The following is a 14,833-nucleotide window of genomic DNA, read 5'->3' as shown; positions in this document are numbered from 1 at the left end:
GCCTGCAGAAAGGAGCCACACGGCTCCTTTTTTGCGTATGTTTGGGATTACTCTACTGCCCCTATGAAACTCGTCTCCCTGCTACTGCTGTTCGTACCGTTTTCCCTGACGGCCCAGACCACCTATCTTCTCCGCCCCGACCGCGTTTTCGACGGCGAAACCGTTCATGAAGGCTGGGTCGTTCGCGTAAAAGGGTCCCGGATCGATGCCGTTGGCCCCGCTGCCAGCGTCTCTGCCGAGGGCGCCAGCCTGGTTGATCTCAAAGGACAGACACTCCTGCCCGGCCTGATTGAAGGGCATTCGCATCTGCTGCTGCACCCTTACAACGAAACCACCTGGGATGATCAGGTGCTGAAAGAAGCCCGGTCACTACGGGTGGCCCGCGCAACGGTTCACGCCCAAAAAACCCTGCTGGCCGGCTTTACCACCGTTCGGGACCTCGGCACCGAAGGCGCTGACTACGACGATGTGGGCCTGAAGCAGGCCATCGATCAGGGCATCATTCCGGGGCCACGCATGATGGTCGTGACGCGGGCGCTCATTGCCAGTGGCAGCTACGGACCCAAAGGATTCAGCCCCGACATCAGCGTGCCACAGGGGGCCGAAGAGGCCGACGGCCACGATGCACTGATCCGGGCCGTTCGGACGCAGATCGGTAAAGGAGCCGACGCCATCAAGATTTACGCCGATTACCGCTGGGGACTCATGGCCGAAGCTCGCCCTACCTTTACGATTGAGGAGCTGAAGCTGATCGTCGAAACGGCCCGCAGCAGCGGTCGGAGCGTTGTAGCCCACGCCAGCACCGCCGAAGGCATGCGCCGGGCTATTCTGGCCGGCTGCGAAACCGTAGAACACGGCGACGCCGGCACTCCCGAGATCTTCGCCCTGATGAAAAAGAACGGCACGGCGCTCTGCCCTACGCTGGCCGCGGGCGATGCCGTCAGCCAGTACCGAGGCTGGAAAAAAGGCCAGGAGCCCGAGCCCGCCCGCATCCGAGAAAAACGCAATACCTTCAAACAGGCCCTCGACGCGGGCGTAACCATTTGTGCCGGGGGCGATGTCGGTGTTTTCAGTCATGGCGACAACGCCCGCGAGCTGGAGATGATGGTCGACTACGGCATGAAACCGCTGGACGTACTTCGCTCCGCTACCGCCGTCAATGCCGACGTTTTTCACCTGACCGACCGGGGGCGCATCCGGACGGGCCTGCTGGCCGACCTCATCGCGGTAGAAGGCGACCCCACGCGCGCCGTACTGGCACTCAGGCAGGTACGAGCCATCATGAAAGGTGGCCAATGGTATCGCCAATAAACCAAAACTTATTGGGTAATTGGCGGGTTACTCAACCAGAACCGGCGGTTACCGGCTTTTTTAAGCCCCTTTCTCCCGTCATTTGGGTTTTTGGCCTAACTTCGCCGGTCAATGCCAATTGGGATTTATAATCCTTTCTATTTGAGTACACTACCCTAAAACTTTATATGGCGAACTCTGCTGAACTAACCGTCGATGGCAAATCGTTCTCGTTCCCGACTCTGGAAGGGAGCGAACACGAAAAAGCCTTCGATATCTCGTCCCTCCGTGATCAAACCGGCTACGTTACGTTAGACCGGGGTTATAAAAACACTGGTGCTACCCAAAGCGGCATTACGTTTCTCGACGGCGAAGAAGGCATTCTGCGTTACCGGGGTTATTCCATTGAAGACCTGGCGTCGAAAGCAACGTTCCTGGAAGTATCGTACCTGCTGATCTACGGCGAGCTGCCTACTGCCGAGCAGTACGAAACGTTCGTCAACTCGATTCGCCGACATACGCTCGTCAACGAAGACATGCGCAAAATCTTCGACGGCTTCCCGGTCAATGCCCACCCTATGTGCGTGCTGGCATCGCTGGTGAGTGCCATGAGCGCATTCTATCCCGACTCGCACGAAGGCAATGGCAATACTGATCAGCACATTATCCGGCTGCTGGCCAAACTGCCCACCATTGCCACCTGGTCGTACAAACGGTCGCTGGGCCATCCGACCAACTACCCGAAAAACAACCTCGACTACATTCCGAACTTCCTGAATATGATGTTCGCCCTGCCAGTCGAAGAGTATAAGGTCGATCCGGTAGTTGCTGAAGCGCTGAACGTGCTGCTGATCCTGCACGCCGATCACGAGCAAAACTGCTCGACCAGCACCGTACGGCTCGTAGGCTCGTCGCAGGCCAATATTTATTCGTCTATTTCGGCCGGTATTCAGGCGCTCTGGGGACCGCTCCACGGCGGTGCCAACCAGGAGGTGATCGAGATGCTCGAAGACATCAAAGCCGACGGGGGCGATGTAGGCAAGTACATCGACATGGCTAAGAACGCTAAAACGACTGGCTTCCGGCTGTTTGGCTTCGGCCACCGGGTTTACAAAAACTTCGATCCCCGCGCTAAAATCATTAAGAAAGCGGCCGACGATGTACTGAACAAACTGGGCGTTAACGATCCGGTGCTTGAGATTGCCAAAGGTCTTGAAGAAGCAGCCCTGAACGATCCGTATTTCGTACAGCGGAAACTGTATCCGAACGTTGATTTCTACTCGGGTATCATCTACCGCGCACTGGGTATCCCAACCAATATGTTCACGGTGATGTTTGCGATTGGCCGTCTGCCGGGCTGGATTGCCCAATGGAAAGAAATGCGTGAGCAGAAAGAGCCGATCGGCCGACCACGCCAGATCTACACCGGCGCTACCCTCCGCGAATTCGTGCCGCTGGAAAACCGCTAACACGGGTATACACGCTTACAACGACAGAAGCCCCGACTACCAGTAGTCGGGGCTTCTGTCGTTGTAAGCGTGGTTTGTTTACATAGTCACGCTCATATCGGCGTTCTTCTCAAAGTAGTTCGAGTCACGTTTGGCATCGTCAACGCTTTTTACGACCAGTTTAGGCCGGGCTCCAAACAGGCCAAAGCGCGTTTTGTACTGCACAACATACGTCTGACCGTCTTTCACGTCCAGCTGTACCATGCGTTTCGAGCCCTCTCTGGCCGAAATGGTGTGCATGCCGGGTGCCAGGCTCGTCGTATAGATCGATTTGTTTTTCAGCCGGGTTAGCTCCTGGCCGTCGGCAATTACTTTGTATTTGGCCATGGAGCCATACAGGCACCCATCCCGGAAGATAATAACCTTGGCCGCCTGGGGGGCACCGGCGGGGCGGGGTATTTCGGCAGTAGCCATAAGAGCAGCCATCGACAGGCTGAGTGCAATCACGATCGTTTTCATAACGTTTGGTAGTTAATGGCTCACCCGACTGCCGGATAAGCTGATTTAACCTACGACTGCCGGATATACTTAGATTGCGGGGGCATAAAAAAACGGCTGGATTGCGTCCAGCCGTCATACAGTTCAGGTCAGTGCCTGTGTGCGTTCCTTGCGCTTAATCATCGATTTCGCCTTCGTCGTCCCCTTCGGTAGCGGCCAGAACAGGATCGGTCAGCGCGTCATCGTCTTCGGCGATCTTAGCCCGGATCTTGCCTTCGAGTTCAGCCATCAGTTCCGGATTATCGAGCAGCAATTCTTTTACGGCATCGCGGCCCTGTGCCAGACGGCTGGTACCATACGAGAACCACGAACCCGACTTCTTGACGATCTCCATTTCGACAGCCAGGTCAAGAACTTCGCCGACTTTCGAGATACCCTGTCCGTACATGATGTCAAACTCAACCACTTTGAACGGAGCGGCCAGTTTGTTTTTCACGACTTTCACCTTAGTCCGGTTACCCACCACATTGTCGGTCCCTTCTTTGATCTGACCAATACGGCGGATATCGATCCGAACCGATGCGTAGAACTTGAGGGCGTTACCACCGGTGGTGGTTTCGGGGTTACCGAACATCACACCAATTTTCTCGCGCAGCTGGTTGATGAATATGCAGCAGCAGCCGGTTTTGTTGATCGTACCCGTCAGTTTCCGCAGCGCCTGGCTCATCAGACGAGCCTGCAGACCCATTTTACTTTCGCCCATTTCGCCTTCGATCTCGGCTTTTGGCACGAGGGCGGCTACGGAGTCGATAACGATGATATCGATAGCGCCGGAGCTGATCAGGTGCTCGGCAATTTCGAGCGCCTGTTCGCCATTATCGGGCTGCGAGATCAGCAGGTTTTTGGTGTCGATACCGAGTTTCTCGGCGTATACGCGGTCAAAAGCGTGTTCGGCGTCGATGAAGGCCGCCAGACCGCCCGCTTTCTGCGCTTCGGCGATGCAGTGCATCGTGAGCGTGGTTTTACCCGACGATTCAGGGCCGTAGATTTCAACGACGCGACCGCGCGGCATACCGCCAATACCCAACGCCAGATCCAGTCCCAGCGAGCCCGTCGAGATCACCGGAACGTCAACGACTTTGCTTTCGCTCAGCCGCATTACGGTGCCTTTACCGAACGCTTTGTCTAGCTTTTCAATGGTGGTCTGAAGCGCTTTTAGTTTACTGTCATTAGCAGATGCTGTGGCTTGCGCCGTATCTGATTTTGCCATGTTGGATGGTTGTTTAAACAGATAAAATTACCCAAAAACGCGCAGATTTCCAAGGTCTGTTTCGGAAATAATTAGGGCTTCTGACCGAACGGAAATGCACTTCCGGAACCCCTAAACCGGAGCACGCGAAGGCTGTTTTTCAGACGGGTCTGTGTCAGCCACATAGCCCTTCAAAACGCCCCAAACACCTGGTCTCTTACCGGATCAGGCGTTTGGGTTTGCTTACAGCGTTGAATCGGCCGGTACGGCTTGCTGATCAGGGGCCGCTGGCTGCTGGGTTTGCGGTTGCGGGTACCCCTGGGGCTGACCACCCGGGTAGTTCGGATTGGTACCGTACGGCTGCTGCGGTGGCCCAATGATTTCCACATTCGTGATGTAGTACTTGGTGTCGCCGTTCCAGGGCAGTTTCAGGATTTTTTCTTCATAATGCAGCGTAACGCGCTGTCCGGTTTTTACCGCCTGCGTAATCTGGGCGGCAACGGCTTCGTCTTTGACCGAAAAATCAAAATACTGAGGTGTCAGCGAGCCGGTTTCGCCCGAGAAGCCGCCCACGTTCAGCACGCCTTCGTAGGTTTTAAAGACAAAGCCACGGCGACTGAATTTAGAAACCGTTCCGGCCCGTTCGCCGTCGCTGTAACTCCAGCCGGTAAGTACGTACAGGATGCCAAAAACGACTAATAGAAACACTAGGAAGTACAGAATGCCTCGCATCGACTTGTTGGTTTAGTAGCAATGTATGACCGCACAAATAGACAAAATTTTCCGGTAACTTTCAGTCCGTCCTGATCGTGAGCGCCAATAATTCGCTGGCGTTCCAAACCGGAGCCTGTCTTTTACGGGCCTGCCGCCTGAAGTTTTGCGCCACTTTGCGTTACTTTGCGCCCGGTATACCTACCAACCTAATGGCTTGGTAATCATACCTGAAAAAATAGACTTTTTCGTTGTTAACCCTTTTTTCTTACACAATGAGTACCATCCAAAGCATTCATGCCCGGCAAATACTGGATTCGCGCGGCAATCCGACTGTAGAAGTTGACGTCCGCACCGAAAATGGCTACCTGGGTCGGGCGGCCGTACCATCGGGCGCGTCTACAGGCACCCACGAAGCTGTTGAACTGCGCGATGACGATGCGAAAGTGTACGTTGGCAAAGGCGTGCTGAAAGCGGTATCGAACGTTAACGAACTGATCTTCCCGGAACTGGTTGGCATTTCGGTATACGAACAAAGCATGATCGACAAAATCATGCTCGAGCTCGATGGCACGACCAACAAAGGCCGCCTGGGCGCCAATGCTATTCTGGGGGTATCGCTGGCCGTGGCTAAAGCCGCTGCGCAGGAAGCAAGTCTGCCGCTGTACCGGTACATTGGGGGCGTCAATGCCAACACCCTGCCGGTGCCAATGATGAACATCCTCAACGGCGGTTCGCATGCCGACAATTCAATCGACTTCCAGGAGTTCATGGTTATGCCGGCCAACGCGCCCAGCTTCTCGGAAGCGCTGCGCATGGGTACCGAAATTTTCCATACGCTCAAGAAAGTACTGAAGAGCCAGGGCCTGGCAACCAACGTTGGTGACGAAGGCGGTTTTGCGCCCAACATCAAATCGAACGAAGAGGCTATCCAGACCATTCTGCAGGCCATCGAAAAAGCAGGCTACCGCCCGGGCGAAGACGTCTGGATCGCGATGGATGCCGCTTCGTCGGAGTTCTACGATGCCGATGCCAAACAGTATTACTTCAAGAAATCGACCGGCGACAAACTGACGTCGTCCGAGATGGCCGGCTACTGGAAAGAGTGGGTGAGCAAATACCCCATCCTGAGCATCGAAGACGGTATGGCCGAAGACGATTGGGACGGCTGGAAACAGCATACCGACCTGCTGAAAGGCACCAAAACCCAGCTCGTGGGCGACGACCTGTTCGTGACCAACGTAACGCGGCTCCAGCAGGGTATCGACGGCGGCATTGCCAACGCCATTCTGGTCAAAGTGAACCAGATCGGCTCGCTCACCGAGACCATCGACGCCGTAAACCTGGCTCACCGCAACTCGTACAAGAGTGTGATGTCGCACCGGTCGGGCGAAACCGAAGATGCGACCATTGCCGACCTGGCCGTAGCACTCAACACGGGCCAGATCAAAACCGGCTCGGCTTCGCGCTCAGACCGTATGGCTAAGTACAATCAGCTTCTCCGTATCGAGGAAGAACTGGGCGAAACCGCCTACTTCCCCGGCCTGAAGTTTTAATAACGGTAGTCAGGTCATTGTGCACGGACCACGATGTGCATAATGGCCTGACTACCGAATTCTTATACGTTTTTTCGTCATGCAAACCCTCCTTCGTCGTCTCCGCAATTTTTACGTCGCTACGGCGCTGGTGCTGCTGACCTGGATGACGTTTTTCGACGCCAACGATCTGCCGTCGCAAATACGGAACTGGTGGAAGCTTCGCGAACTGGAGGGCGACGCTGCGTTTTACGAAGGGCGCATCAAAGACATTCGTCGGGAACGGCGCGAGGTACTGGGTAACGACCGGCTTCGGGAAAAGTATGCCCGCGAGAAGTACCTGATGAAAAAGCCCACCGAAGACATCTTCGTTATCGTAGACGAAAATAATGAACCGCTTGAAAAATAGGTATGAGCAAGAAATTGTGAGCGATACCAGCCCTCATAACTTCTTGCTCATAACTCATCGATCCTACTTATGATTGCTGTTCTCTTCGTCTGTTATGGCAACATCTGCCGGTCGCCGGTAGCAGAGGGAGTATTTCAGGAACTGGTATCCTCGGCCGGCCTGAGCAAACAAATCCGCTGCGATTCGGCCGGTACCTCGTCGTATCACCTCGGGCAGTTGCCCGACCGCCGAACCCGCGAGAATGCCCTCGAACACGGCCTGACGCTCACCCACCGCGCCCGGCGCCTGACGGGCGAAGACCTGGCCCAGTTCGATTACTTCGTGGCCATGGATGAGCAGAACCTCGAAGCCATCGAGAAACTGAATTACCGCGCCACCGGGCTCTACACGCAGGATACCATTTTTCTGCTACGCGAATTTGACCCTGAGGTCAGCGACCAGCCCAACGTACCCGACCCGTATTACGAAGGCCCCGATGTGTTTGAAGAGGTCTATCAGATAACCCTCCGCTGCTGTCGGCAATTACTAACCTATCTGGTTAATGAGCGAATGAGTGAATTACAGGCTGGTCCGCCCGAACGGAACAAATAAAAGCCCATTTAGACACTCAGTCACTCATGCCTAAAATCACTCATTAAACCTGTCATGAACAAGAAAGTCATTCTCATCATTCTCGACGGCTGGGGTATTCCACTCAAACCGGAGGTGTCAGCTATTGAAGCAGCTAGCGTTCCGTTTGTGCGGTCGCTTTACCCCCGATACCCGAACAGCACACTTGAGGCATCGGGGCTGGCCGTTGGTCTGCCAGCCGGCCAGATGGGCAACTCGGAGGTAGGGCATATGAACCTCGGCGCCGGTCGGGTCGTTTATCAGGACCTGGTGAAAATCAACAAAGCGGTCGACGAACATACCCTCGACACCGAACCGGTGCTGGTCGACGCGCTGGCCTATGCCAAACGTACCGGCAAAAAAGTACACTTCATCGGGCTGGTGTCTGACGGGGGCGTTCATGCTCATATCGACCATCTGAAAGGTTTGCTGTCTATCGCCCACGCGCACGCCCTGACCGATGTATTCGTCCATGCGTTCACCGACGGTCGCGACACCGACCCCAAAAGTGGCATTGGCTTCCTGACCGACCTGCAGCAGCACATGGCCGCTACCACCGGTCAGATCGCCAGCGTAACCGGCCGGTACTATGCCATGGACCGCGATAACCGCTGGGAACGCGTTCGGGTAGCTTACGATGCTATGGTACATGGACTAGGTGCCGTCACCTGCGCGCCTGAAGCCGTGACCACTGTGCTGCAGCATTCATACGATGCCGACGTAACCGATGAATTCGTGAAGCCGATCATTGTTACGAAAGCCGACGGGTCGCCAGCGGCCGTCATTGAGGAAGGAGATGTGGTGCTGTGTTTCAACTTTCGCACCGATCGGGGCCGCGAAATCACCCAGGCGCTGACGCAGAAAGACTACCCTGAGCAGGGCATGACCAAACTGGCGCTCAACTACATCACCCTGACCAAATACGACGATGATTTCACCGGTGTGAAGATCATCTTCGAGAAAGACAACCTGCAGAACACGTTGGGCGAAGTCATCGCCGGCGCGGGGCGGAAGCAGATCCGGATTGCCGAAACCGAAAAGTACCCGCACGTCACGTTCTTCTTCTCGGGCGGCCGCGAAGAGCCGTTTGCCGGCGAGAAGCGCATTCTCTGCCCTTCGCCCAAAGAAATGGTCGTTTACGATGCGCAGGGCGTGGCTACCACCATTCCGGTCAAGACCTACGATCAGAAGCCCGAAATGGCGGCCTACGACATCCGCGACGCTATTATTCCAGAGTTACAGAACGAAGAAACGGATTTCATCTGTCTCAATTTCGCCAATACCGATATGGTAGGTCATACGGGCGTGTTCGAAGCTGTTAAGAAAGCAGCCGAAACCGCCGATACCTGTACCAAAGCGGTAGTAGAAGCTGCTCTGGAGCATGGCTATACGGCTATCATCATTGCCGACCACGGTAACGCCGAGTACATGGTCAATGACGACGGGTCGCCCAACACAGCCCACACGACCAACCTCGTACCCTGTATCCTGGTCGACAGAGATTACCATCCAACGCTGAACAGCGGCAAACTGGCCGACATTGCGCCAACCATTCTGCACCTGATGGGCATTCAGCAACCCCGCGAAATGACCGGCGTCAGTCTGATTGGGGAATAGTCATGGCAGCGCGAGATCTATTTCACGATTCAGTCATTGCTGCTCTTCAGAAAGACGGATGGACCATAACCCATGATCCGTTATACATCGATTATGATTCACATGGCCTGTATGTGGATATTGGAGCAACTCGCGACACAATCGGCGCCATCAGGGGTCAAGATTTAATTGCTGTTGAAGTAAAGAGCTTTGCGGGACGTTCAGCAGTTGCCGACGCTCAAAAAGCAATTGGGCAATATGATATGTACGAATCGGTACTGGCTGACATAGAGCCGGAACGGGTTATTTATTTAGCCGTTCCTTCGACAGCGTATCAGGACTTTTTTACAAAGCGGCTAGGTCAACGACTTATTGAACATCGTAAATTGCGTTTAATAATTTATGACGAGTTCAAGGCTGACATTGTAATATGGATAAATTGGCACGGTATCGGCAAATAATTCAGGATGCCCTTCAGTGGTATATACAGGGAAAACCGCTCGTTAGTACAATAGACCGTTTTCTCATCCTCGATAAAGAACAGGATCATTACCAACTCATGCGTACTGGTTGGCGGGGAAGCGAACGAATCTACGGCCCAACAATCCACGTCGACATCATCAATGATAAAATATGGATTCAGTACGATGGAACAGATCGCCCAATTGCCGATGCATTACTGGAAGCCGGTGTCCCTAAAGAAGACATCGTACTCGCTTTTCATCCAGAAAATCTGCGTCAATATACTGGCTTCGCAATTTCCTGATTATAAAAGACGCTCCTAAAACAAACAAGTCCCGCCAGCAATCTGGCGGGACTTGTTTGTTTTAGGAGCCGAAGGGCTTACATATCCAGCAGAAGCCGGGAGGGGTCTTCCAGAATCTGTTTCACACGAACCAGGAAGCTTACCGACTCTTTGCCGTCAATGATACGGTGGTCGTAGCTCAGGGCTACGTACATGATCGGACGAACCACAATCTCACCATTCACCACGACCGCACGCTCTACAATGTTGTGCATACCCAGGATAGCCGACTGCGGAGCGTTGATGATGGGCGTCGAGAGCATCGACCCAAACGTACCGCCGTTGGTGATCGTGAAGGTACCCCCTGTCATCTGCTCGATGGTCAGCTTGTTATCGCGGGCCAGACCAGCCAGTCGGCCAATCTCTTTCTCGATCTGGGCAAAGCTCAGCTGCTCAGCGTTCCGGATAACCGGCACGACCAGCCCCCGATCGGTCGATACCGCAATCGATACATCGCAGAAGTCGTTGTAAACAATCTGGTCGCCATCGATCTGGGCGTTTACGGCCGGGAAATCTTTCAGCGCTGCACAAACCGCTTTCGTGAAGAACGACATGAAGCCGAGGCCCACGCCATGTTTCTCCTTGAATTTATCTTTGTACTTGTTCCGAAGGTCCATAATCGGCTTCATGTCTACCTCGTTGAAGGTAGTCAGCATGGCCGTTTCGTTCTTGACGGCCACTAACCGACGCGCAATGGTCCGGCGCAGCGAGGTCATTTTTTCGCGACGCTGGTTGCGGCTACCGGGGGCGGCTGCGGGTTGCGGGCTGGGCGCGGGTGCCTTGGCGGCTGGTGCAGGGGTCGACGGAGCCGGTTGAGCAGCTGGCTGCGCCGGGCTGGGCGCAGCTTTCATAGCATCTTCTTTGGTGATGCGGCCCTCTACGCCGGTGCCAGCTACCTGTTTGGCATCGATTCCTTTTTCGGCCAGAATTTTAGCCGCTGCGGGCGATGGGTGGTTAGCCGCGTAGCTTTCCTGTCCGTTACTGCCATTGGCCGACGCAGCCGCCGGTGCGGGCGCCGACGGAGCGGGGCTTGGTGCGGCCTGACCAGCTGCTGAGCTCGTTTCGATTTTGGCAATCAGCCCCCCAATGGGCAGGGTCTCGCCGGCCTGGGCAACGATGCGCAGGATACCAGCCGCTTCGGCGGGTAGTTCGAAGGTGGCCTTGTCTGACTCCAGTTCGCAGAGAACCTCGTCCAGCGCTACCTGATCGCCGTCTTTCTTACTCCAGGAAGCAATGGTAACTTCCGTAACCGACTCCCCAACGGCCGGCACTTTCATGTCAATGACGTTACCTCCCGTTGCAGGAGCCGCGGCTGGCGCGTCGGCCTTAGGGGCTTCGCTGGCCGGAGCGGGCTGCGGATCGGCTTTGGGCGCTTCGGCCGGAGCGGGTTCGGCCGCCGGAGCCGGAGTAGCACTACCGGTTGAGCCCGATCCGTCGGTGTCGATCGAGCAGATGCTGGCGCCAATGGGCAGTACATCGCCTTCCTGAGCCAGGATGTGCAGTACGCCATCGGCTTCGGCCGTCAGTTCAAACGTCGCTTTATCGGAGTCGAGTCCACACAGGACATCGTCCATCTTTACGTGGTCACCTTCTTTTTTGTACCAGGTGCCCACGGTCACTTCGGTGATGCTTTCTCCCACAGCGGGGATCTTCATGTCAACGGCCATAATTATCGGTTTTCGGTTTTCAGGCTTCGCGTATGTAGCTATCTGGTAAAGAAACTACCCGAACCTACATACCGTATACCCTATTCCTATTTAGTCAAACGCTCTACGAACGATGTCAGCTTGTTCCTGGGTATGTACTTTGGCATAGCCGGTAGCGGGCGAAGCTGCGGCATGGCGCGAAATAATGGGCAGGGTCAGCCCGATACGAAGCAGGTAGGTCCAGTAGCCCATGTTTTCGGGTTCTTCCTGTACCCAGAATTTCTCGGCTTTTCCATACTGCGCCAGCACGGCATCCAGCTGCGCTTTGGGCAGCGGAGCCAGCTGCTCGAGCCGGATGATAGCCACATCGTCGCGCTGGTCGGCCTGCTGTTTGTCGAGCAGGTCATAATAAATTTTACCCGTGCAGAGCAGTACCCGTTTCACCTTTTTCGGCTTGGCGTAGGTATCGCCCAGCACCTCCTGGAACGACCCTTTGGTGAGGTCTTCGAGGGGCGAGATGCACTTGGGATGCCGCAGCAGCGACTTGGGCGACATAACGACCAGCGGTTTCCGGAACGGCCACGCCAGCTGACGACGCAGCAGGTGGAAGAAGTTAGCCGGCGACGATACGTTGGCCACAATCATGTTGTGCTCCGCGTACAGCTGCAGATACCGCTCGGGCCGGGCGTTCGAGTGCTCTGGGCCCTGGCCTTCGTAGCCGTGCGGCAGAAGCAGCGTCACACCGTTCTGGATACCCCATTTCGATTCGGCAGCCGCGATAAACTGATCGATGATCAGCTGGGCGCCGTTCGAGAAATCACCGAACTGGGCTTCCCAGATCACGAGCGCGTGGGGGTTGGCCATGGCGTAGCCATACTCAAAACCAAGAACGCCGTACTCCGACAATAGTGAGTTGTAAGCCTGAAACTTCGGCTGACCTTCTTTGATGAAGTCGAGCGATGAGTAGGTTGCATTAGTCTCTACGTCGTGCAGGACGGCATGGCGGTGCGAGAACGTGCCCCGCTGTACGTCCTGACCGCTCAGCCGAACGGGGCGACCGTCCAGCAGCAGCGACCCGTAGGCCAGCAGCTCGGCCGTGCCCCAGTTCACCGTTTTGGTTTCGGTGAGCATGGTCTGCCGATCTTTCAGCAGCTTTTCGATCTGCTTCAGTGGCTTGAAGCCCTCAGGTAGTTTTACCAGCGCCTGACCGATCTGATCGAGCGTTTCGGCGGGCACCCCCGTCTCGGGCGACGTCTCGAAATCCTGCGGTTCGGCAAAGCGGAGCTCAGCCCAGTCGAGGTCAAGGCGGAGGGGTTTGTAGGGAATCTCGGCTTTCTGCTTCACCCGATCGAGCCGATCCTGCAGCTGTTTCTTGAACTCGGTATCCATCCGCTGAGCCAGCTCCGCGTCTACATCGCCCCGCTCGATGAGCAGGTTCTTGTATAGCTCGCGCAGGTTGGCCCGCTTGTCGATGATGCTATACATGGTCGGCTGGGTGAACTTCGGCTCATCCGACTCGTTGTGTCCGTAGCGCCGGTAACATACCATGTCGATAAACACGTCGCGGTTGAATTTCTCGCGGAATTCAACGGCCAGCTTGGCGCAGAAAGTTACCGCTTCCGGATCGTCGCCGTTGACGTGAAAAATCGGCGCATCGATGATCTTGGCAATATCCGAACAGTAGATCGACGAGCGCGCATCGTCAAAATCGGTGGTAAAACCGACCTGGTTGTTGATCACGAAATGTACCGTACCGCCGGTCTGATAGCCGGCCAGCTTGGCCATCTGGGTTACTTCATATACGATACCCTGCCCTGCCACGGCCGCATCGCCATGAATCAGGATCGGCATGATCTTGGTAAAATCGCCGTTGTATTCTTCATCGGCCTGCGCCCGCACGAAGCCTTCCACGACCGGATTAACGGCTTCGAGGTGTGAGGGGTTAGGAGCCAGCTTCACGCTGATCTGTTTGCCGTTGGGCGTTTCGGTCAGGCTCGAGTAGCCGAGGTGGTATTTTACGTCGCCGTCGCCATGTACCTGCTGAGGCACGTTGCCTTCGAAACCGTCGAAGATCGATTCGTACGATTTACCCAGGATGTTGGCCAGCACGTTGAGACGCCCCCGGTGGGCCATCCCGATCATCACCTCTTCTACGCCCATATCGGCGGCCGTGCTGATGATGGTGTCGAGGGCAGGAATGGTGGCTTCACCGCCTTCGAGCGAAAAGCGCTTCTGACCGAGGTATTTGGTAGCCAGAAAGTTTTCGAATACCGACGCTTCGTTCAGCTTTTCGAGAATACGCTTCTTTTCCGATACCGAAGGGCTAAAGACCAGCGCTTCTTTCTCGATTTTATTGCGGAGCCAGTTTTTAACGTCCAGCTCCCGGATGTACATATACTCAAAGCCGATGTTACCCGCGTAGATCTTCTGGAGCGACTCCATAATCTTGCGCAGGGTAGCCGGCCCGATGCCCAGCAGCTTACCCGATTCGAAGGTCGTATCGAGATCGGCGTCAGACAGGGCGTAGTCGGGCAGGTCAACGCGGGGCTGACGATCTTTCCGGGCTTTGAGCGGGTTAGTTTTAGCCAGCAGGTGCCCCCGCGAGCGGTAGGCTTTGATCAGGCTGGCTACTGATACTTCTTTTTCGCGGTCCGACGGGTCGGCATGGCTGGCATCTACGGGTTTCGTAGCAGCCGCCTGGCCGTTGGTGGCAGCGCCGTTGGTTTTGGCCGCGCCGTTGGTTGTCGATCCGGCGGTTTCGCCGTAGGTTAAGGAGAACTCAAATCCTTTAAAAAATTGCTGCCAGCTTTGGTCAACTGATTGAGGGTCTTGCTTATAAGACTGGTACAGTTGATCTACGTAAGCCGCGTCAGAGTTGGCAATGTATGAATACTGGTCCATGACGAAGGCGCGTCGTTGTTTTGACCCGCAAAGGTAGCGTATCAGTCAGACAGTTGACCGCAAAAATTATCGTTTTTATTGATTCCGTTCAGGTAACGACGCCCGTACCAGTACAACAGTATTTATGCCCGTTTGG

At 55.3% G+C, this 14,833-nt stretch carries 13 protein-coding genes; 8 read left to right on the top strand and 5 right to left on the bottom strand.

Translation table 11 applies throughout. From position 1 onward, the window contains the following. Positions 1-63 precede the first annotated feature (63 nt). Together FBR45_RS15830 and FBR45_RS15825 are read left to right on the top strand one after the other, a co-directional pair. Positions 64-1,311: a metal-dependent hydrolase family protein gene (locus FBR45_RS15830; RefSeq protein ID WP_138503959.1), complete on the top strand. Its 1,248-nt coding sequence runs from the start codon at positions 64-66 to the stop codon at positions 1,309-1,311. Between the two features lie 167 nt (positions 1,312-1,478). After that, a complete protein-coding gene (locus FBR45_RS15825) occupies positions 1,479-2,759 on the top strand; it encodes a citrate synthase (protein ID WP_129602899.1) in 1,281 nt (426 codons plus the stop codon). A 78-nt stretch (positions 2,760-2,837) separates the two neighbouring features. On the opposite strand, the gene FBR45_RS15820 is transcribed toward FBR45_RS15825, so the two are convergent. From FBR45_RS15820 to FBR45_RS15810, 3 genes are all read right to left on the bottom strand, one after another. Further along, positions 2,838-3,257: a DUF2846 domain-containing protein gene (locus FBR45_RS15820; RefSeq protein WP_138503957.1), complete on the bottom strand. Its 420-nt coding sequence runs from the start codon at positions 3,255-3,257 to the stop codon at positions 2,838-2,840. Between the two features lie 154 nt (positions 3,258-3,411). Then, complete coding sequence (recA, locus tag FBR45_RS15815; protein ID WP_138503955.1) at positions 3,412-4,506, bottom strand: recombinase RecA; 1,095 nt, start codon at positions 4,504-4,506, stop codon at positions 3,412-3,414. A 222-nt stretch (positions 4,507-4,728) separates the two neighbouring features. Beyond that, positions 4,729-5,217, bottom strand: a complete 489-nt coding sequence (locus FBR45_RS15810) for a hypothetical protein (RefSeq protein WP_138503953.1) — start codon at positions 5,215-5,217, stop codon at positions 4,729-4,731. Positions 5,218-5,471: 254 nt separating this feature from the next. Between FBR45_RS15810 and eno the strand changes: the two genes are divergently transcribed. The 6 genes from eno (at position 5,472) to FBR45_RS15780 (ending at position 10,111) form a co-directional block, all read left to right on the top strand. Further along, positions 5,472-6,752 (top strand): phosphopyruvate hydratase, encoded by a 1,281-nt coding sequence (eno, locus tag FBR45_RS15805; RefSeq protein WP_138503950.1) that lies wholly within the window; start codon positions 5,472-5,474, stop codon positions 6,750-6,752. A 79-nt stretch (positions 6,753-6,831) separates the two neighbouring features. After that, positions 6,832-7,140: an FtsB family cell division protein gene (locus FBR45_RS15800; protein ID WP_077924392.1), complete on the top strand. Its 309-nt coding sequence runs from the start codon at positions 6,832-6,834 to the stop codon at positions 7,138-7,140. A gap of 69 nt (positions 7,141-7,209) precedes the next feature. Beyond that, positions 7,210-7,731 (top strand): low molecular weight protein-tyrosine-phosphatase, encoded by a 522-nt coding sequence (locus FBR45_RS15795; protein ID WP_138503948.1) that lies wholly within the window; start codon positions 7,210-7,212, stop codon positions 7,729-7,731. A gap of 54 nt (positions 7,732-7,785) precedes the next feature. Beyond that, positions 7,786-9,366: a 2,3-bisphosphoglycerate-independent phosphoglycerate mutase gene (gpmI, locus tag FBR45_RS15790; protein WP_138503946.1), complete on the top strand. Its 1,581-nt coding sequence runs from the start codon at positions 7,786-7,788 to the stop codon at positions 9,364-9,366. 2 nt (positions 9,367-9,368) lie between these two features. Further along, a complete protein-coding gene (locus FBR45_RS15785) occupies positions 9,369-9,806 on the top strand; it encodes an element excision factor XisH family protein (protein ID WP_138503944.1) in 438 nt (145 codons plus the stop codon). Continuing rightward, the gene (locus tag FBR45_RS15780; protein WP_138503942.1) at positions 9,776-10,111 is read left to right on the top strand and encodes a XisI protein; all 336 of its coding nucleotides are present in this window, start codon (positions 9,776-9,778) and stop codon (positions 10,109-10,111) included. The genes FBR45_RS15785 and FBR45_RS15780 overlap by 31 nt, the downstream gene beginning before the upstream one ends. Before the next feature lie 77 nt (positions 10,112-10,188). On the opposite strand, the gene odhB is transcribed toward FBR45_RS15780, so the two are convergent. Both odhB and FBR45_RS15770 read right to left on the bottom strand, forming a co-directional pair. Next, positions 10,189-11,817, bottom strand: a complete 1,629-nt coding sequence (gene odhB / locus FBR45_RS15775; RefSeq protein WP_138503940.1) for a 2-oxoglutarate dehydrogenase complex dihydrolipoyllysine-residue succinyltransferase — start codon at positions 11,815-11,817, stop codon at positions 10,189-10,191. A 90-nt stretch (positions 11,818-11,907) separates the two neighbouring features. Continuing rightward, a complete protein-coding gene (locus tag FBR45_RS15770) occupies positions 11,908-14,697 on the bottom strand; it encodes a 2-oxoglutarate dehydrogenase E1 component (RefSeq protein WP_138503937.1) in 2,790 nt (929 codons plus the stop codon). Positions 14,698-14,833 lie beyond the last annotated feature (136 nt).

The sequence above is a fragment of the Spirosoma lacussanchae genome (assembly GCF_005870035.1).
GTDB classification, from domain to species: domain Bacteria; phylum Bacteroidota; class Bacteroidia; order Cytophagales; family Spirosomataceae; genus Spirosoma; species Spirosoma lacussanchae.
The sequence above is the reverse complement of the archived record's forward strand: the minus strand, read 5'-3'. Positions and strand labels throughout refer to the sequence as shown.